Raw genomic sequence first — 18,636 nt, 5'->3', positions numbered from 1 at the left:
GCAACGAGAGCGGCCATCGAGCCGCGCCCCATTCGTCACACGATGGGCGCACAGAAACCGTTACATTTCACGTCTCTTTCCGGTCGAATTCAGACTTTACCTTCACATCCCGCACTAGCCCTCTAATTTCAAACGAATTTCTTCTCCTCTCGCGCTTCAAGATGTTGCGCTAAGTCCTTGTTCTAACGAGCAAAACCTTCCTGAAAAAATCCGTCGCGTCTTGACCGAGGAAATCCGTTCCTCTAAAGTGGGAGACAGTGTGAGAAAGTGGTTCTTTGTGTGATTGTGGACCCACTTTCGGGAGGTTTGCGGCGGGAGTGGCGTCATCGTGAACGTCGTCAGCTTTGCTGGACCAGCGACACAGACGGTGAGCCGGTCGATAACGGGGAGAAGGGCGAGTGTTCCAAGGGGCGTCGGCGCTGACGCTCGATGCGAAAGGGCGGATGTCGGTTCCGTCTCGCTATCGCGAAGCGCTGCAAGGGCAGGCAGAAGGCCGGGTGACGCTCACGAAGAGCCCGGATGGATGCCTGTTGCTCTTTCCTCGTCCCGAATGGGAAGTCTTTCGCGCCAAGGTCGCCGCGCTCCCCATGGAGGCGATGTGGTGGCGGCGCATCTTTCTCGGTAACGCAATGGATGTCGAACTCGACAGCGCCGGGCGCGTGCTGGTGTCGCCCGAGCTTCGTGCTGCCGCGTCGCTCGAAAAAGAAGTGACGCTGCTCGGCATGGGCGCGCACTTCGAATTGTGGGATTCACAGACATATGCCGCGAAGGAAGCCGCGGCGATGGCGCAGGGCATGCCCGAGGCGCTGAAGAACTTCACTTTCTGACGCGGCGCTCAACAACATGGCACCTGCGATGGGAAATGAACTGCAGCATCGCACGGTGCTGCTCAACGAAGCGGTAGACGGACTGATCACGCGCGCGGACGGCATCTATATGGATGGCACCTTCGGGCGCGGCGGTCATAGCCGGGCAATCTTGCAGCGTCTGGGGGAATCGGGGCGGCTCATCGCTTTCGATAAAGACCCGCTCGCAATCGCCACGGCGCAACAGATTCACGATTCGCGTTTTTCGATCGTGCACGACAGCTTTGCGTCGATGCGCGATGCGGCGAGCGAACGCGGAGTGCAGAAGGTGTCTGGCGTGCTGCTGGACCTCGGTGTGTCGTCGCCCCAGGTGGACGATCCCGAGCGCGGCTTCAGCTTCCGGGCGGAAGGCCCGCTCGACATGAGAATGGACCCGACTCGCGGCGAGTCGGCGGCCGAGTGGCTCGCGCGGGCCACGGTGCAGGAATTGACAGAGGTGATCAGAGATTATGGGGAAGAACGGTTTGCTTTTCAGATTGCAAAGGCGCTTGTTGCTCGCCGGGCAGAGTCCGACCGTCTTGGGCCTCTCGTCAGCACGCGCGAGCTTGCCGAAATCGTGGGTCACGTCGTCAAGACCCGTGAAAAGGGCAAGGACCCGGCAACCCGCACCTTTCAGGCTATACGGATTCACATCAATCAAGAGCTTGCGGAGCTGCAGGTAGTCCTCGAGTCGGCACTTTCGATGTTGGAGCAAGGGGGGCGGCTGGTCGTGATCAGCTTTCATTCGCTCGAAGACCGGATCGTCAAACGGTTCATGCAGGCGCAATCGAGCGCGCCGGCGGTGGACCGTCGCTTGCCGATCCGCGCGGTCGATCTGCCGAGTCCGCCTTTGCGGATCGTCGGCCGCGTGTTTCCGAGTGACACCGAAGTCGCCGACAACCCGCGCGCACGGTCCGCGGTCATGCGCATCGCGGAGCGCATCGCGCCATGAACCGCCTCAACATCTTCCTGTTGATGATCGTGCTCGGGTGCGCGCTGTCGGTCGTCAGCGCCACCAACAAGCAGCGGCAGGTGTTCATCGAACTGCAGCGGGCGCAATCGCAGGAACGCCAGCTTCAACAGGATTTCGCCCAGTTTCAGTATCAGCAGAGCGCGTTGTCGAAGACTTCGCGCATCGAGCAGTTGGCCACTAACTCACTGAAGATGCAGCCCGTGACGACCGGCCGCACGCAATATCTCACTTACGATCCGGCGACCGCCAAGGCCGCCGATGCGCCCATGCCGCCGCCGCTGCCCGCCTCGGCGCCGTCCGCTCGCGGAGCGAAACGATGAAGAAATCCGCGAAACAAAAGGACGTCGCCTACACGCCGAACCCGATCCTCGCCGTGCGCCTGCCGATGTGGCGCTCGAAGTTCGTCGTGTTCCTGCTGTTCATGGCGTTCGTCGCACTGGCTGCGCGCGCATTCTGGATCCAGGGCCCCGGCAACGCGTTCTTCAAGAAGCAGGGCGAAAACCGCTATCAGCGCACGCTCGAATTGCCCGCCACGCGCGGCCAGATTACCGATCGCAACGGCCTCGTGCTGGCCACGAGTCTGCCCGTGAAGGCCATCTGGGCCATTCCCGAAACGGTGCCGGACGACCTCGGCGCGGACAAGCTGGCCGAACTGGCGAAACTGCTCGACATGTCGCAGAAAGACCTGCGCGCAAAGCTGTCGATGGACAAGACCTTCGTCTACGTCAAGCGTCAGGTGCCGCTCGAAGTCGCGCAGAAGGTAGCGGCGCTCGACATCCCCGGCATTTATTCGCGCGGGGAATACAAGCGCTTCTATCCGGAAGGTGAAATCACCGCGCACCTGATCGGCTTTACTAATATTGAAGACAAGGGTCAGGAAGGCGTCGAACTCGGCGATCAGAGCGTCCTCGCCGGCACGCCGGGCATGCGCCGCGTGATCAAGGATCGCATGGGCCATATCGTCGAGGACGTCGACGAACAAGTGGTGCCGCATAACGGCAAGGACGTCGAACTCTCGATCGACAGCAAGATTCAGTACATCGCGTACACGAACCTGAAAGCCGCCGTCGAGAAGTCGAAAGCGAAGGCGGGCGCGGCCATCGTCATCGATACGAAGACGGGCGAAGTGCTCGCGCTCGTCAACTATCCCACCTACAACCCGAATGACCGCTCGCGCATGACGGGCGAGCAGTTGCGCAATCGCATTCTCACGGACACTTTCGAGCCGGGCTCGATCATGAAGCCGTTCACCGTTTCGCTCGCGCTCGACCTGCATCGCGTGTCGCCGAACACGCTGGTCGAAACAGGCGGCGGCGTGTTCGTGCTCGACGGCGCGCGCATCACGGACGACGCCGGCTTCGGCACCCTGACGGTCGGCGGCGTGATTCAGAAGTCGAGCAATATCGGCGCGACCAAAATTGCGATGCAATTGCGGCCCGAAGAAATGTGGAACATGTACACGAGCATCGGGCTCGGTCAGGCGCCGAAAGTCGGTTTTCCGGGCGCGGTGACCGGGCGTTTGCGGCCGTGGAAGAGCTGGCGGCGTATCGAGCAGGCAACGATGTCCTACGGTTACGGCCTGTCCGCGTCGCTATTCCAGCTCGCTCGCGCTTACACGGCGATCGCGCATGACGGCTCGGTTCTGCCGGTGTCCATCTTCCGCACGGAGGGCGACCAGCCGCCGGTCGGTCAGCAGGTCTTTTCGCCGACCACCGCACGTGAAGTGCGCGCAATGCTCGAAACCGTCGTGTCGAAGAACGGGACGTCGCCGGATGCGGCGGTGCCGGGCTATCGCGTCGGCGGCAAGTCGGGTACGGCGTACAAGCACGCGGGCCGGGGCTATGACAAGTCGAAGTACCGCGCGTCGTTCGTCGGCATGGCGCCGATGCCGAATCCGCGCATCGTCGTGGCCGTATCGGTCGACGAGCCGACGGCCGGCAGCCACTTCGGCGGACAGGTGTCGGGGCCGGTGTTCTCCGGCATCGTCGGCGATACCTTGCGCGCGCTGAATGTGCCGCCCGACATGCCGGTCAAGCAGATGGTGGTGACGGACGAATCCGGCTCCGCGCCGCAATCCGGGGCGCAGCCGGCGAACACCAACAATGCGAACACGGCGAAGAAGGTCGCCGTGTCGAGCAACACGAAGACTCATCCGGGAGTCGTGCGATGAGCGCGGCCCGACAAAGCAAGATGCAGAAGGACGTTTCGAACGCCGTTGATTGGCTGCGCGCGCATGCGCGGCCGGAGGCCCAGTTACATGCCGACACGCGCTCGCTGAAAAGCGGCGACGTGTTTTTCGCCTATGCGGTCGATGGCGCGGACAACCGCGCGTATATCGACGCCGCGTTGAGCGCGGGCGCGGCGGCCGCGCTGTATCAGCCGGAGAACTTCGCGGGAAAGCCGGACGCATCGAAGACGCTCGCCGTCGCCGCGCTGAACGAACTCGCCGGTCCGATCGCGTCCGCGTGGTATGGCGAGCCGACCGCGTCCATGCTGACCGTCGGCGTGACGGGCACCAACGGCAAGACATCGTGCAGCCAGTGGATCGCCACTGCGCTGACCGCGCTCGGCCGCCCATGCGCGATTGTCGGGACGCTCGGCATCGGCATGCCGGGCAAGCTCGTGCATACCGGCTTCACGACACCGGACGCGCCGCAACTCCAGCGCAGTCTCGCGCAGTTGAAGAGCCAGGGCGCGGAAGCCGTCGCGATGGAAGTGTCGTCGCATGCGCTGCATCAGGGGCGCGTGAACGGCACGGATTTCGACATCGCCATCTTCACGAACCTGACGCAGGACCATCTCGACTACCACGGCACGTTCGAAGCCTATGAAGCGGCCAAGGCGCGCCTCTTTGCATGGCCGTCGCTGAAGACGGCGATCGTCAATCGCGACGATGCCGCCGGTCAGCGCCTGATCGCATCGTTGCGCGGCAAGGTCCGCACGATTGCATACGGCGTCGAAATGCTGGCCGATGCCGCGCCGAGCGCCGACGCGATGCTGCTCGCTACCCAGGTCCGTGCGACGGTCACCGGCACCGCGTTTCATCTCTCGTCCGACTGGGGCGAAGCAGAAGTCGAGGTCGGCACGCTCGGCACATTCAACGTCAGCAACCTGCTCGCGGTGCTCGGCGTGCTGCTCGAAGTAGGGGTTCCGTTCGATGCCGCCATCGCGCGCATTGCGAAGCTCGAGTCGGTCAACGGGCGCATGGAGCGTCTCGGCGGCCGCCTGCAAAACGACGAGCCGCTCGTCGTGATCGACTACGCGCACACGCCCGACGCGCTCGACAAGACGCTCGCTGCGCTTCTCCCGATCGCGGATGCGCGGGGCGGCGAGCTCGTCTGCATGTTCGGATGCGGCGGCGACCGCGACGCGACGAAGCGTCCGCTGATGGGCGAGATCGCGGAACGTCTCGCCGATCAGGTCGTCATCACGAGCGACAACCCGCGCAGCGAAGATCCGCTCGGCATCATCGATCAAATCGCCGCCGGCATGAAGGACGCAGCGAAGGCGCGGCGCATCGAAGACCGTGCGAGCGCGATCCTGCAGGCCGTGCGATCGGCGGCGCGCGAGGATGTCGTCGTGCTGGCCGGTAAGGGGCACGAAGCCACACAGGAAATCATGGGCAAGAAGCGCGCGTTCTCCGATCAGGACCACGCGCGCCTCGCGCTCGCAGCACGCGCGACGCAGCGCGGAGGCACGGAATGACCATGTTCAGCTTGCGCGAAGCGGCCGCGCTGATTCCCGGCGCGACGTTCATCGGCGATGAGAGCATTGCGATCGAACGCGTCGTGACGGATAGCCGCGCCATTCAGGCGGGCGATCTTTTCGTCGCGGTGAAGGGCGATCGCTTCGATGCGCATGATTTTCTGGATCAGGTTGCGAAGAGCGGCGCGGCTGCGGCGCTCGTGTCGCGTGAGCTGCGCAATTCGGATGCCTGGCCGCTTCCTGTCATCAAGGTAAAGGACACGCGCGCGGCGCTCGGTGCGCTGGCGCACGGCTGGCGCAAGCGCTACATGATGCCGCTCGTCGCCGTCACGGGCAGCAACGGCAAGACGACGGTGAAGGAAATGATCGCGTCGATCTTCGCGGCGGCTGTCGGCGAAGAAGCGCGCCTCGCGACGGCGGGCAACTTCAATAACGACATCGGCTTGCCGCTCACGCTGTTTCGCCTGAGCGCGGCGCACGAACTGGCCGTGGTCGAACTCGGCATGAATCATCCGGGCGAAACGGCTGAACTCGGCAAGATCGCGGCGCCGACCGTCGCGGTCGTCAACAACGCGCAGCGCGAGCATCAGGAATTCATGGCGACGGTCGAAGCCGTCGCGCTCGAACACGCTTCGGTCATCCATGCGCTCGGCGAAACCGGCACCGCCGTCTTTCCCGCCGACGACCATTACGCGAGCATCTGGCGCGTCGCCGCGACCGGCAATCCGATCATGGACTTCGCGCTCACGAGCGACGAATCGAAAGCCGCCGTCACCGGCACGGTCAGCGGCACGACGGTGCATGTGCGCTCGCCGCAAGGCGTGATCGACGTGACGCTGGCCGTGCTCGGCGAACACAACGCGCGCAATGCGCTGGCGGCAACGGCTGCGGCGCTTGCTGCCGGCGTTTCGCTCGACGCAATCAGGCGCGGCCTCGAAGCATTCCAGCCGGTGAAGGGCCGCCTGCAGGTCAAGCGCGCGGTGATCGGCGCACTGGCCGGCGCGACCGTCATCGACGATACGTACAACTCCAATCCCGACTCCATGCGCGCGGCCATCGACGTCCTCGCGGCGCAAGCCTCGCCGCGCGTGCTCGTGATGGGCGACATGGGCGAAGTCGGCGAAGAAGGGCCGGCGTTTCATCGCGAGGTCGGCGCTTATGCGGCGCAACGCGGCATCGATGCGCTCTTCGCCCTCGGCGACGCCAGCCGCGATTCGGTGAACGCATTCAACGCAACGGCATCGAAGCAGACCGGCGCGCATTTCGACGATGTCGCCGCGCTTGTCGAAGCACTCGAACAGGCCGGGTTCGGACCCGGCGCAACGTATCTCGCCAAAGGCTCGCGCTTCATGAAGATGGAACGCGTGGTTGACGCCCTGACGAGCCCACACCAACCCGCCGCGGGCGCTGCGCCCGCTGCACACTGACTCACTGAAAGAGAAGGCCCAGCATGCTACTCGCACTCGCGCAATGGCTTCAGAATGACGCCAGCTTCATGCGCGTGTTCACCTACATTACTTTCCGCGCCGTGGGAGCCACGGCGACGGCGTTGTTGATCGGTCTGGTCTGCGGCCCGTGGGTGATCCGCAAACTGACCGCGATGAAAGTCGGCCAGGCCGTTCGCAAGGACGGTCCGCAGACGCACCTCGTCAAGTCGGGCACGCCGACCATGGGCGGCGTGCTCATTCTCATCGGCATCGCGGTATCGACGCTGCTTTGGGCCGACCTCACGAATCGCTTCGTGTGGATCGTCATGCTCGTCACGTTCGGCTACGGCGTGATCGGCTGGGTGGACGACTATCGCAAGGTCGTGCACAAGGACCCGCGCGGCATGTCGTCGCGCGAGAAGTATTTCTGGCAATCGGTGATCGGCATTTTCGCGGCGGTTTATCTCGCGTTCAGCGTATCGGAAGCGAACAACGCGCGCGTGTTCGATCTCTTCATGGCGTGGGTGCGCAGCGGCCTCTCGATGGGCCTGCCCGCACGTGCCGACCTCATGCTGCCCTTCCTCAAGTCGATCACGTATCCGCTCGGCGTGTGGGGCTTCATCGCGATGACGTACTTCGTGATCGTCGGGTCGAGCAATGCGGTCAACCTCACCGATGGCCTCGACGGTCTCGTCATCATGCCGGTCGTGCTCGTGGGCGCGTCGCTCGGCGCGTTCGCCTACGTGATGGGCAGCTCGGTCTACTCGAAGTATCTGCTGTTCCCGCACATTCCCGGCGCGGGCGAACTGCTGATCTTCTGCTCGGCGATGGGCGGCGCGGGCCTCGCCTTCCTCTGGTACAACACGCACCCCGCGCAGGTCTTCATGGGCGATGTCGGCGCGCTTGCGCTCGGCGGCGCGCTCGGCACGATCGCGGTCATCGTGCGTCAGGAAATCGTGCTGTTCATCATGGGCGGCATCTTCGTCGCGGAGACGCTCTCGGTGATGCTGCAGGTTTTCTGGTTCAAGTTCACGAAGCGCCGGTATGGCGAGGGCCGCCGTTTCTTCAAGATGGCGCCGCTGCATCACCACTACGAACTGTCCGGCTGGACGGAAACGCAAGTGGTGGTGCGCTTCTGGATCATCACGTTGATGCTGTGTCTGTTTGGCTTGTCGACGCTGAAATTGCGTTGATTTCCGGGCATCCGAAAGTTCGTCTGTTTCTGGTCTAGTTCAAAGGTAAAGCGATGTTTGGCGAGAAGTTTTCCGGTCGGCAAGGTCCGATGGTGCTCGTGCTGGGGCTCGGTGAATCCGGCCTCGCGATGGCGCGCTGGTGCGCCAGGCACGGCTGCCGGCTGCGGATCGCCGATACGCGCGAGAATCCGCCGAACCTGTCCGAATTGGTCATCCATAACATCGATGCGGACTTCGTCGGTGGCACGTTCACGACGGAACTGCTCGACGGCGGCATCGAACTCGTCGCGGTAAGTCCGGGCCTGTCGCCGCTCGCGCCGGATCTCGCGCCGCTCGTCGCCGCCGCGAAGGAACGCGGCATCGCCGTGTGGGGCGAACTCGAACTCTTCGCGCAGGCGCTCGCGGGACTCGCCGTGAACGGCTATCAACCGAAGGTGCTCGCGATCACCGGCACCAACGGCAAGACCACGACGACCGCGCTGACCGGCCTGTTGTGCGAGCGTGCGGGCAAGCGCGTGGCGGTGGCGGGCAACATCAGCCCGGCGATGCTCGACAAGCTCGCCGAAGCCATCGATCAAACTGCGTTGCCCGACGTATGGGTGCTCGAGTTGTCGAGCTTCCAGCTGGAGACCGCGCACACCTTCGAGCCGGACGCCGCCGCGGTGCTCAACATCACACAAGATCATCTCGACTGGCACGGCGGCCTCGATGCCTACGCCGCCGCGAAAGGCCGCATCTTCGGCCCGCGCACCACACGCGTGCTGAATCGCGACGACGCCCGCACGATGGCGCTCGCCGTCAATGTTGCGCAGGACCGCGTCGTGACTTTCGGCCTCGATGAGCCGTCGAAGCTCGGCGACTACGGCTTGCTGCGCGACAACGGCATCGCGTGGCTTGCGGAAGCCATCGATCGCGACGCGGCCAGCGAACCCGCGCCGTCGCGCCGTCGCAGGCAGGAAACAGCCGCGCCGAACGTCGTCGCCAAGCGCCTGATGCCGTCCGACGCGCTGCGCATTCGCGGCTTGCACAACGCAGCCAACGCGCTCGCCGCCCTGGCGCTCGCGCGTGCCATCGGCCTTCCGCTCGCCGCGCTGCTGCACGGCTTGCGCGAGTACCGGGGCGAGCCGCATCGCGTGGAAGTGATCGCTCAGATCGACGGCGTGGATTATGTCGACGACAGCAAGGGCACCAACGTCGGCGCAACCGTCGCCGCGCTCGATGGCCTCGCCCAGCGCGTCGTGCTGATCGCCGGCGGCGACGGCAAGGGGCAGGACTTCTCGCCGCTCGAAGCGCCGGTCGCGCGCTGGGCTCGCGCGGTGATGCTGATCGGCCGTGACGCGCCGCGCATCCGCGAGACGCTCGCATCGACGGGCGTCGCGCTCGAAGATCATGCGACGCTCGAAGCCGCGACGCAGGCCGCCGCGCGCATCGCTGAACCTGGCGACGCCGTGTTGCTGTCGCCCGCGTGCGCGAGCCTCGACATGTTCAAGAACTATGCACACCGCGCGGACGTGTTTCGCAGCGCGGTCGAAGATATCGCCGCAGCGCGGGGAGTGATGCTATGAGCTGGTCGGAACGCTTCGGATCGAAACTGACCGGCCAGCGCAACGCGGTCGCGAACGACTCGCTCGCCGGACGCGCGGGCGCGAGCGCGCGCGTCGGGCGCACGGAGAGCGCGGGCGGCATTTCGAGCGCGGTCAACGGTGTGCGTCCCGCTCGCTCCCGCATGCTCGACTACGATCATTCGCTGCTCTGGGTGACGATCGCGCTGCTCGGCCTCGGCATCGTGATGGTGTATTCGGCATCGATCGCCATGCCCGATTCGCCGAAGTACGCGCAGTATCGCGATTACCACTTTCTCGTGCGTCACCTCATCTCGATCACGACGGCGCTCGTCGGCGCGGTCATCGCATTCAAGATTCCGGTGAAGACGTGGGAGAAGTACGCGCCGAAGCTGTTCCTGCTCGCGCTCGTGCTGCTGGTCATCGTATTGATTCCGCACGTTGGCAAGGGCGTGAACGGCGCGCGCCGCTGGATTCCGCTCGGCATCACGAACATGCAGCCGTCGGAAATCATGAAGCTCGCGGTCACGATCTACGCCGCGAACTACACGGTCCGCAAGCAGGAGTTCATGCACAGCTTCGGCAAGGGCTTCCTGCCGATGGCCGTCGCCGTCGGCGCCGTCGGCGCGCTGCTGCTGCTCGAACCGGACATGGGCGCGTTCATGGTGATCGCCGCGATCGCAATGGGCGTGCTGTTTCTCGGCGGCGTGAACGGCAAGCTGTTCGGCGGTCTCGTTCTGACGGCGGTAGGCACGTTCGCCATGCTCGTGTGGCTGTCGCCGTGGCGTCGCGAGCGCATCTTTGCTTATCTCGATCCGTGGGACGACCGCTACGCGCAAGGCAAGGCGTATCAACTGACGCACTCGCTCATCGCGTTCGGGCGCGGCGAATGGTTCGGCGTCGGCCTGGGCGGCAGCGTCGAAAAGCTCAACTATCTGCCGGAAGCGCATACCGACTTCATCCTTGCGGTGATCGGCGAAGAACTGGGTTTCGTCGGCGTCATCTGCGTGATTCTGCTGTTCTACTGGATCGTGCGCCGCGCGTTCGAAATTGGCCGTCAGGCGCTCGCCCTCGATCGCACGTTCGCGGGCCTGATGGCGAAGGGCGTGGGCATCTGGTTCGGCGCGCAGACCTTCATCAACATGGGCGTGAACCTCGGCCTCTTGCCGACCAAAGGTCTCACGCTGCCGCTCGTGTCCTACGGCGGCTCGGGCATTTTGCTGAACTGCGTCGCGCTGGCGGTGTTGCTGCGAGTGGATTACGAGAACCGGGTCTTGATGCGCGGAGGAAAGGTATGACCGCGCAGAACACCCGCACGCTGATGGTCATGGCCGGCGGCACCGGCGGCCACGTGTTTCCGGGGCTGGCCGTCGCGCACTGGATGCAGGCGCGCGGATGGCGCGTCGTGTGGCTCGGCAACGCGAACGGCATGGAAGCGACGCTCGTCCCGAAGCACGGCATTCCGATGGAATCCGTGCGTTTCGGCGGTGTGCGCGGCAAGGGCATCAAGACCAAGCTGATGCTGCCCGTCAACCTGCTGCGCGCGTGTTCGCAGAGTCTGCGCGTGCTGCGCGAAGTGAAGCCCGATGTCGTGCTCGGCATGGGCGGTTACATCACATTTCCGGCGGGCGTGATGACCCGGCTCGCAGGTTGTCCGCTCGTGCTGCACGAACAGAACTCCATCGCCGGTCTCGCGAACAAGGTGCTCGCGCATCTCGCGAAGCGCGTGCTCGTCGCGTTCCCGAATGCGCTGCCCAATGCCGAATGGACCGGCAATCCGATTCGTGCGGAACTTAACCAGACATTGCCGCCCAAAGAACGCTACGCCGCGCGCTCGGGCAAGCTGAATGTGCTCGTGGTCGGCGGAAGCCTGGGCGCTGCCGCGCTCAACGAAACGGTGCCGAAAGCGCTTGCGTTGCTTGCGGCCGATGTTCGTCCGCGCATCGTGCATCAGGCAGGTGCGAAGCATATCGAAGCATTGGAAGCGAACTATGCGGCAGCGGGTCTGCAGCGCGGCGAAGACTTGCAGCTCGTGCCCTTCATCGAGGACATGGCGAGCGCCTACGCATCCGCCGATCTCGTGATCTGCCGCTCGGGCGCGATGACGGTATCGGAAATCGCGGCGGTCGGCGTGGCGGCGCTCTTCGTGCCGTTCCCGTTCGCCGTCGACGATCACCAGACGACCAACGGCGCCTTCCTTGCGAAGAACGGCGCCGCGGAATTGATACAACAACGCGATTTGTCGGCGGAAAGACTCGCCGGCTGGTTGCGCGCGCAGTCGCGGGAGACGCTCGCCGAAATGGCCGTGCGCTCGCGCGCGCTGGCGAAGCCGGACGCGACCGAACGGGTCGCAAGCATTTGCGCCGACGTCGCCGGCGCGCGTTTGAGCGCGCAAGCTCGGGAGGCACATTAGGACCATGAAACACATCGTCAAGCACATTCACTTCGTCGGTATCGGCGGAGCGGGGATGAGCGGCATCGCAGAAGTGCTGCTCAACCTCGGATATCAGGTCAGCGGTTCGGACCTCTCGCAGAACGCGGTCACTGAGCGGCTGCGTGCGCTCGGCGCGCGCGTCGAGATCGGGCATCGCGAAGAGAACATCGAAGGCGCGAACGCGGTCGTCGTGTCAACGGCTGTCCGCCCCGACAATCCGGAAGTGCTCGCCGCGCGCCATCGCCGTGTGCCGATCGTGCCGCGCGCCGTGATGCTCGCCGAACTCATGCGCCTGAAACAGGGCATCGCCATTGCCGGCACGCACGGCAAGACCACGACCACGTCGCTCGTCGCGAGCGTGCTCGCCGCGGGCGGGCTCGATCCGACCTTCGTGATCGGCGGGCGTCTCATCAGCGCGGGCGCGAACGCGCGGCTCGGCACGGGCGACTTCATCGTCGCGGAAGCGGACGAGTCCGATGCGTCGTTCCTGAACCTCTTTCCGGTGATCGAAGTCATCACGAACATCGACGCCGATCACATGGACACCTACGGCCACGACTTCGCGCGGCTCAAGCAGGCGTTCATCGAGTTCACGCATCGCCTGCCGTTCTATGGCATTGCGGTGCTGTGCGTCGACGACCCGAACGTGCGCGAAATCCTGCCGTTCGTGTCGAAGCCGATCATCCGCTATGGCATCGGCGCCGAGGCGCAAGTGCGCGCGGTGAACGTCGAGGCGCGCGGCGGCTGCATGCATTTCACGACGATGCGCGAAGATGCGCCGCCGCTCGATATCGTGCTGAATCTGCCGGGTCTGCATAACGTGCAGAACGCGCTCGCGGCCATTGCCATTGCGACTGAACTCGAAGTCGCGGATGCCGATATCCAGAGGGCGCTCGCCGATTTCAACGGTGTCGGCCGGCGCTTCCAGCGATACGGCGAAGTGAAGGCCGCCGACAGCGAAGGCGCGTACACGCTGATCGACGATTACGGTCATCACCCGGTCGAAATGGCCGCGACGATCGCGGCGGCGCGCGGCGCGTTTCCCGAGCGGCGTCTCGTGCTCGCATTCCAGCCGCACCGCTATACCCGTACGCGCGACTGCTTCGAGGACTTCGTGAAGGTGCTCTCGACGGTCGACGCCCTCGTGCTCACCGATGTCTACGCGGCCGGCGAAGCGCCGATCGTGGCCGCCGACGGCCGCGCGCTCGCGCGTGCGATTCGCGTCGCCGGGAAGGTCGAGCCGGTGTTCGTCGAAACGGTGGATGAAGTGCCCGACGCGCTGACGACGATCGCGCGCAACGGCGACGTAGTGATCACGATGGGCGCGGGTTCCATCGGCGGCGTATGCGGACGGCTCGCGCAGAGCCAGCCGCAGTGATGACAGCAATGAGCAACGCAATGAGCAACACAGTGAACAACATCGATCCGAAAGTCTTCGGCAAAGTGGCCGTGCTTCTCGGCGGCAATTCCGCTGAGCGCGAGGTCTCGCTCAATTCCGGCCGGCTCGTGCTCGAAGGGCTGCGCGAGGCCGGCGTGGACGCGCATCCGTTCGATCCCGCCGAGCGTCCGCTTTCGGATCTCAAGGCGGATGGTTTCGAGCGCGCGTTCATCGCGCTGCACGGCGGCTATGGCGAGAACGGCCAGTTGCAGGGCGCGCTCGACTTCTACGGCATCCGGTACACCGGCAGCGGCGTGCTCGGTTCCGCGCTCGGCATGGACAAGCTGCGCACGAAGCTCGTGTGGCAGCAGACCGGCATCCCGACGCCGCCGTTCGAGACCGTCGTGCGCGGCGACGACTATGCCTCGCGCGCGCAGGACATCGTCGCGAAGCTCGGCCTGCCGCTCTTCGTGAAGCCGGCGAGCGAAGGGTCGAGCGTCGCGGTCATCAAGGTGAAGAACGCGGAATCGCTCGTGCCGGCGCTGGAGCAGGCCGCGCAGTTCGACAAGATCGTGATCGTCGAGAAGAGCATCGAGGGCGGCGGCGAGTACACGTGCTGCATCGCGGGCGATCTCGACCTGCCGGTCATCCGCATCATTCCGGCGGGCGAGTTCTACGACTACCACGCCAAGTATGTCGCCGACGACACGCAATACCTGATTCCCTGTGGCCTGACGGACGCGGAAGAAACGCGCATGAAGCAGTTGACGCAGCGCGCGTTCGACATGCTCGGCTGCACCGACTGGGGCCGCGCCGATTTCATGCTGGACGCGGACGGCAACCCGTACTTCCTCGAAGTGAACACCGCGCCCGGCATGACGGATCACTCGCTGCCGCCCAAGGCCGCGCGGGCGGTCGGCATCAGCTACAAGGATCTGGTGGTGAAGGTGTTGTCGCTCACGCTCGCGAGCTAACGAAGGATCAACGGACAAGACGAAGCACAAGCCATGTGGAACAACGTTCGCCAGATGAACCTCGCCGCAAGCGCGCTGCACGCCATGCTCGTGCTGATGCTGCTGTGCGCGGCGGGCGTATGGGCGATCCAGCGTCCCGAGTTCCGCCTGCGCGAGATTCAGATCGACGGCGACACCCAGCACATCAATACGCCGACGGTGCGCGCGAGCGTGGTCGGACATTTGACGGGCAACTTCTTCACTGTCGATCTCGATACCGCGCGCACCGCCTTCGAACAGATGCCGTGGGTGCGTCATGCGAGCGTGCGCCGCGTATGGCCGAACGCCATCGCGGTGACGCTCGAGGAGTACAAGCCGCTCGGCACGTGGGGCAACGATCAATTGGTGAGCATCGACGGCGAACTCTTCACCGCGAATCAGGGCGAGCTCGACGACGACCTGCCCGCATTCGACGGTCCGGAAGGCACCGCGAAGGAAGTCGTCGCGCGGTATCACGATTTTCAGAAGTGGTTCGCGCCGCTCGATGCGCAGCCGGAGGAAGTGACGCTGTCGCCGCGCTTCGCGTGGACGGTGAAGCTCTCCAACGGCACGCAGATCGAGCTTGGGCGCGAGCGCAATCAGGACACGCTGTTCGACCGCTGCAAGCGGTTCGTCGCATCGTGGCCCTCCGTTACGGGGCGGTGGGGCAAGGAGATCGAATATGCGGATTTGCGTTACCCGAATGGCTTCGCGATACGCGCCGCCAGCATGCGCTTCATCAACGACACCGATAAGGCCAAGAAGTAAGCAGACATCACAGGCATGAGCACGCTATGAGCAAAGACTACAAAGACCTGCTGGTTTCCCTCGACATCGGAACGTCGAAGGTGGTCGCGATCGTCGCCGAATTGAAGGGCGAGGGCCACTACGAGGTGATCGGACTCGGTCAGAGCGACTCGAAGGGGTTGAAGAAGGGCGTCGTGGTCAATATCGAGGCCACGGTGCAGTCCATCCAGCGCGCGCTCGAGGAAGCCGAGCTGATGGCGGATTGCAAGATCACCAACGTCTTCACCGGCATCGCGGGCAGCCACATTCGCAGCTTCAATTCGAGCGGGATGGTCGCGATCAAGGACAAGGAGGTCACGCAGACCGACGTCGCGCGCGTGATCGAGACGGCCAAGGCCATCAACATCCCGACCGATCAGCAGGTGCTGCATATCCTGACGCAGGAATTCATCATCGACGGGCAGGAGGACGTGCGCGAGCCCATCGGCATGAGCGGCATCCGCCTGGAAGTGAAGGTGCATATCGTGACGGGCGCGGTGAGCGCGGCGCAGAACATCGTCAAGTGCGTGCGCCGCTGCGGGCTCGAAGTGAACGACCTCATTCTGCAGCCGCTCGCGTCGTCGCTCGCGGTGCTGACCGAGGACGAGAAGGAACTGGGCGTCGTGCTCGTCGATATCGGCGGCGGCACGACCGACATCGCCATCTTCAGCGAAGGCGCGATCCGTCATACCGCCGTGATCCCGATCGCGGGCGACCAGATCACGAGCGATGTCGCGATGGCGCTTCGCACGCCGACGCCCGACGCGGAAGACATCAAGGTGAGCTACGGGATCGCGAAGCAGGCGCTCGCCGATCCGGACGAAATGATCGAAGTGCCGGGCCTCGGCGAACGCGGTCCGCGCACGCTGTCGCGTCAGGCGCTGGCGGCCGTGGTGGAGCCGCGCGTCGAGGAGCTGTTCTCGCTCGTGCAGCAGGTCGTGCGCGAATCCGGTTACGAAGAGCTGCTGTCGAGCGGCGTCGTGCTGACCGGCGGCGCGGCAATGATGCCCGGCATGGTCGAACTCGGCGAAGACATCTTCCTGAAGCCGGTACGCATCGGCGTGCCGGAATACGCCGGCGGTCTCGCGGATGTCGTGCGCAACCCGCGCTATTCGACCGCGATGGGCCTGCTCGCCGAAGGACGCTCGCAGCGCATGCGCGGCCGCAAGGTCGCGGTGCAGAACGGATCGATGGGACAAGTGCTCACGCGCATGAAGGACTGGTTTCTGGGGAACTTCTAAAGCCCCAGCGCAGCACAGCAGTACGAACAAATTGATGTAAGCAGTGAATATAATTCGCGCCGGTACCGGCGGCTAGCGCGCGGGGAGAGATTGCCCGATCTCTCACCGGATAACGCCGATCTTCATTCTTGACGGAGGCAACATGGATTTCGAAATGCTGGAAACGGAAACCAACGGAACGATCATCAAGGTGGTCGGAGTTGGCGGTGCGGGCGGCAACGCCGTTCAGCACATGATCAACCGGGGTGTGCAGGGCGTCGACTTCATCGTGATGAACACCGACGCGCAGGCGCTGGCCCGCTCGCGCGCGCCGGCGGTTCTGCAGTTGGGCATGACCGGCCTCGGCGCAGGCGCCAAGCCGGAAAAGGGTAAGGAAGCGGCGGAAGATGCACGCGAGCGCATCGCCGACGCGCTGCGTGGCGCCCACATGGTGTTCATCACCGCGGGCATGGGTGGCGGCACGGGCACGGGCGCGGCGCCGGTCGTCGCGCAGATCGCGAAGGAAATGGGCATTCTGACGGTCGGCGTCGTCAGCAAGCCGTTCGAGTTCGAAGGCGGCCGCCGCATGCGCGTCGCTGAAGCCGGCTCGCAGCAACTGGAAGATCACGTCGACTCGCTGATCGTCGTGCTGAACGACAAGCTCTTCGATGTGATGGGCGACGACGCTGAAATGGACAAGTGCTTCCAGTGCGCCGACGACGTGCTGAACAACGCTGTCGCGGGCATCGCTGAAATCATCAATGTCGATGGTCTCGTCAACGTCGACTTCGAAGACGTGAAGACCGTGATGGGCGAGCAGGGCAAGGCGATGATGGGCACGGCGACGGTCGCCGGCGTCGATCGCGCGCGCCTCGCGGCTGAACAGGCCGTGGCGAGCCCGCTGCTCGAAGGCGTGGATCTGTCGGGTGCGCGCGGCGTGCTGGTGAACATCACGTCGAGCCGTTCGCTGCGTCTGTCGGAAACGCGCGAAGTGATGAACACGATCAAATCGTACGCAGCCGACGACGCCACGGTCATCTTCGGCGCCGTGTACGACGACGCAATGGGCGACGCCCTGCGCGTGACGGTCGTTGCGACGGGCCTCGGCCGCGCAGCGAAGAAGCAGCAGCAAGCACCGATGACCCTGTTGCGCACGGGCACCGACAATCAGCCGGTCGCCCACGCAGCACATGGCAACTACGCGCCGCAGCACGGCCAGACGACGGATTACGGTCAACTGGATACGCCGGCAGTGTGGCGTTCGACGCGTGAAACTGCGGCATCGCATGTGCAGGCATTGCAGGAAAAGGGCGTCGACACGTACGACATCCCGGCATTCCTGCGCAAGCAAGCGGACTGACAGGCCCACGCCTTTCGGTTGCTGGCGCCAGCAGTGCAGCCACCGCAGGCTCGTCTGGCGTGAGGCGGCGATGAAGGTTTCGCGTGGGGCAGCTGTCCAAGGCCGCGTCGAATTCGGACGCCAGGCCGTGGCCAGCCGCCCGCGAATTTGCCGAAGGGCAAATGAAACCGGCACCGTCGAAGCACGCACCGGCGGCACTGCGGAACAATGAGCGCCAAGGATGTCCGGGCACTGACGAGGGAAGGACCGAGCATGATCGAAGTGGGTGAAACGTTGCCTGATGCGCGTCTCTTCGAGTTCATCGAAGAGGCGAGCGAGGGCTGCGCTGTGGGACCGAACGGGTTCTCGGCGCGCGAGCGGGCCGAAGGCAGGCGCGTGGTGATCTTCGGATTGCCGGGCGCGTTCACGCCGACGTGCTCCGCCAGACACGTCCCGGGCTACGTCGACGCAGCGGAGGAGTTATTCGCCGCGGGCATCGACGAAATCTGGTGCGTTTCCGTCAACGACGCGTTCGTCATGAACGCGTGGGGACGCGATCTTCAAACCGCGGGCAAGGTGAAGATGATTGCGGACGGCAACGCGCGTTTCACTCAGGCACTCGGACTGGATCAGGATTTGGCCGAGCGTGGCATGGGAATCCGTTCCCGGCGCTACGCGATGGTGGTCGACAACGGCGTGGTCAAGACGCTCGCGGTCGAAGCGCCCGGCAAGTTCGAAGTCAGCGACGCCCGAAGCATCCTGGCGACGTTGAGCTGATCGCA

The 18,636-nt window shown here is 64.6% G+C and carries 16 protein-coding genes; all 16 read left to right on the top strand.

The window, feature by feature from the left end; all coding sequences use genetic code 11:
• The first annotated feature begins 398 nt into the window (after window positions 1–398).
• Window positions 399–827 carry a division/cell wall cluster transcriptional repressor MraZ gene (gene mraZ, locus P9255_RS17095; protein ID WP_061121473.1) on the top strand — a complete coding sequence of 143 codons (429 nt, stop codon included), beginning with the start codon at window positions 399–401 and terminating at the stop codon, window positions 825–827.
• A 16-nt stretch (window positions 828–843) separates the two neighbouring features.
• Entirely contained in the window at window positions 844–1,797 is a 954-nt protein-coding gene (rsmH, locus tag P9255_RS17090; RefSeq protein WP_309764001.1) for a 16S rRNA (cytosine(1402)-N(4))-methyltransferase RsmH, read from the top strand.
• On the top strand, window positions 1,794–2,138 hold the full coding sequence (gene ftsL / locus P9255_RS17085; protein ID WP_309790156.1) for a cell division protein FtsL: 345 nt from the start codon (window positions 1,794–1,796) through the stop codon (window positions 2,136–2,138). The genes rsmH and ftsL overlap by 4 nt, the downstream gene beginning before the upstream one ends.
• Window positions 2,135–3,988 (top strand): penicillin-binding protein 2, encoded by a 1,854-nt coding sequence (locus P9255_RS17080; protein ID WP_309764003.1) that lies wholly within the window; start codon window positions 2,135–2,137, stop codon window positions 3,986–3,988. The genes ftsL and P9255_RS17080 overlap by 4 nt, the downstream gene beginning before the upstream one ends.
• Window positions 3,985–5,523, top strand: coding sequence for a UDP-N-acetylmuramoyl-L-alanyl-D-glutamate--2,6-diaminopimelate ligase (locus P9255_RS17075; RefSeq protein WP_309790155.1), 1,539 nt, complete (start codon window positions 3,985–3,987; stop codon window positions 5,521–5,523). Before P9255_RS17080 ends, P9255_RS17075 begins: the two co-directional genes overlap by 4 nt.
• The gene (murF, locus tag P9255_RS17070; RefSeq protein WP_309764005.1) at window positions 5,520–6,950 is read left to right on the top strand and encodes a UDP-N-acetylmuramoyl-tripeptide--D-alanyl-D-alanine ligase; all 1,431 of its coding nucleotides are present in this window, start codon (window positions 5,520–5,522) and stop codon (window positions 6,948–6,950) included. The genes P9255_RS17075 and murF overlap by 4 nt, the downstream gene beginning before the upstream one ends.
• Window positions 6,951–6,973: 23 nt before the next feature.
• Window positions 6,974–8,143 (top strand): phospho-N-acetylmuramoyl-pentapeptide-transferase, encoded by a 1,170-nt coding sequence (mraY, locus tag P9255_RS17065; protein ID WP_309764006.1) that lies wholly within the window; start codon window positions 6,974–6,976, stop codon window positions 8,141–8,143.
• 53 nt (window positions 8,144–8,196) lie between these two features.
• Window positions 8,197–9,708, top strand: coding sequence for a UDP-N-acetylmuramoyl-L-alanine--D-glutamate ligase (murD, locus tag P9255_RS17060; RefSeq protein ID WP_309764007.1), 1,512 nt, complete (start codon window positions 8,197–8,199; stop codon window positions 9,706–9,708).
• On the top strand, window positions 9,705–11,003 hold the full coding sequence (ftsW, locus tag P9255_RS17055; protein WP_309764008.1) for a putative lipid II flippase FtsW: 1,299 nt from the start codon (window positions 9,705–9,707) through the stop codon (window positions 11,001–11,003). The genes murD and ftsW overlap by 4 nt, the downstream gene beginning before the upstream one ends.
• The gene (gene murG, locus P9255_RS17050; RefSeq protein WP_309790154.1) at window positions 11,000–12,118 is read left to right on the top strand and encodes an undecaprenyldiphospho-muramoylpentapeptide beta-N-acetylglucosaminyltransferase; all 1,119 of its coding nucleotides are present in this window, start codon (window positions 11,000–11,002) and stop codon (window positions 12,116–12,118) included. Before ftsW ends, murG begins: the two co-directional genes overlap by 4 nt.
• A 4-nt stretch (window positions 12,119–12,122) precedes the next feature.
• Window positions 12,123–13,517 carry a UDP-N-acetylmuramate--L-alanine ligase gene (gene murC / locus P9255_RS17045; RefSeq protein ID WP_309790153.1) on the top strand — a complete coding sequence of 465 codons (1,395 nt, stop codon included), beginning with the start codon at window positions 12,123–12,125 and terminating at the stop codon, window positions 13,515–13,517.
• A 32-nt stretch (window positions 13,518–13,549) separates the two neighbouring features.
• On the top strand, window positions 13,550–14,491 hold the full coding sequence (locus tag P9255_RS17040) for a D-alanine--D-alanine ligase (RefSeq protein WP_309790770.1): 942 nt from the start codon (window positions 13,550–13,552) through the stop codon (window positions 14,489–14,491).
• A 33-nt stretch (window positions 14,492–14,524) separates the two neighbouring features.
• A complete protein-coding gene (locus tag P9255_RS17035; protein ID WP_309790152.1) occupies window positions 14,525–15,277 on the top strand; it encodes a cell division protein FtsQ/DivIB in 753 nt (250 codons plus the stop codon).
• Window positions 15,278–15,303: 26 nt separating this feature from the next.
• The gene (gene ftsA / locus P9255_RS17030) at window positions 15,304–16,536 is read left to right on the top strand and encodes a cell division protein FtsA (protein ID WP_035966862.1); all 1,233 of its coding nucleotides are present in this window, start codon (window positions 15,304–15,306) and stop codon (window positions 16,534–16,536) included.
• 142 nt (window positions 16,537–16,678) lie between these two features.
• A complete protein-coding gene (ftsZ, locus tag P9255_RS17025) occupies window positions 16,679–17,875 on the top strand; it encodes a cell division protein FtsZ (RefSeq protein WP_309764012.1) in 1,197 nt (398 codons plus the stop codon).
• Window positions 17,876–18,127: 252 nt separating this feature from the next.
• On the top strand, window positions 18,128–18,631 hold the full coding sequence (locus P9255_RS17020; protein ID WP_309790151.1) for a peroxiredoxin: 504 nt from the start codon (window positions 18,128–18,130) through the stop codon (window positions 18,629–18,631).
• Window positions 18,632–18,636 lie beyond the last annotated feature (5 nt).

This window comes from Caballeronia sp. LZ019, from assembly GCF_031450825.1.
Taxonomy (GTDB): domain Bacteria; phylum Pseudomonadota; class Gammaproteobacteria; order Burkholderiales; family Burkholderiaceae; genus Caballeronia.
This window is presented reverse-complemented; position numbering and strand designations above follow the sequence as displayed.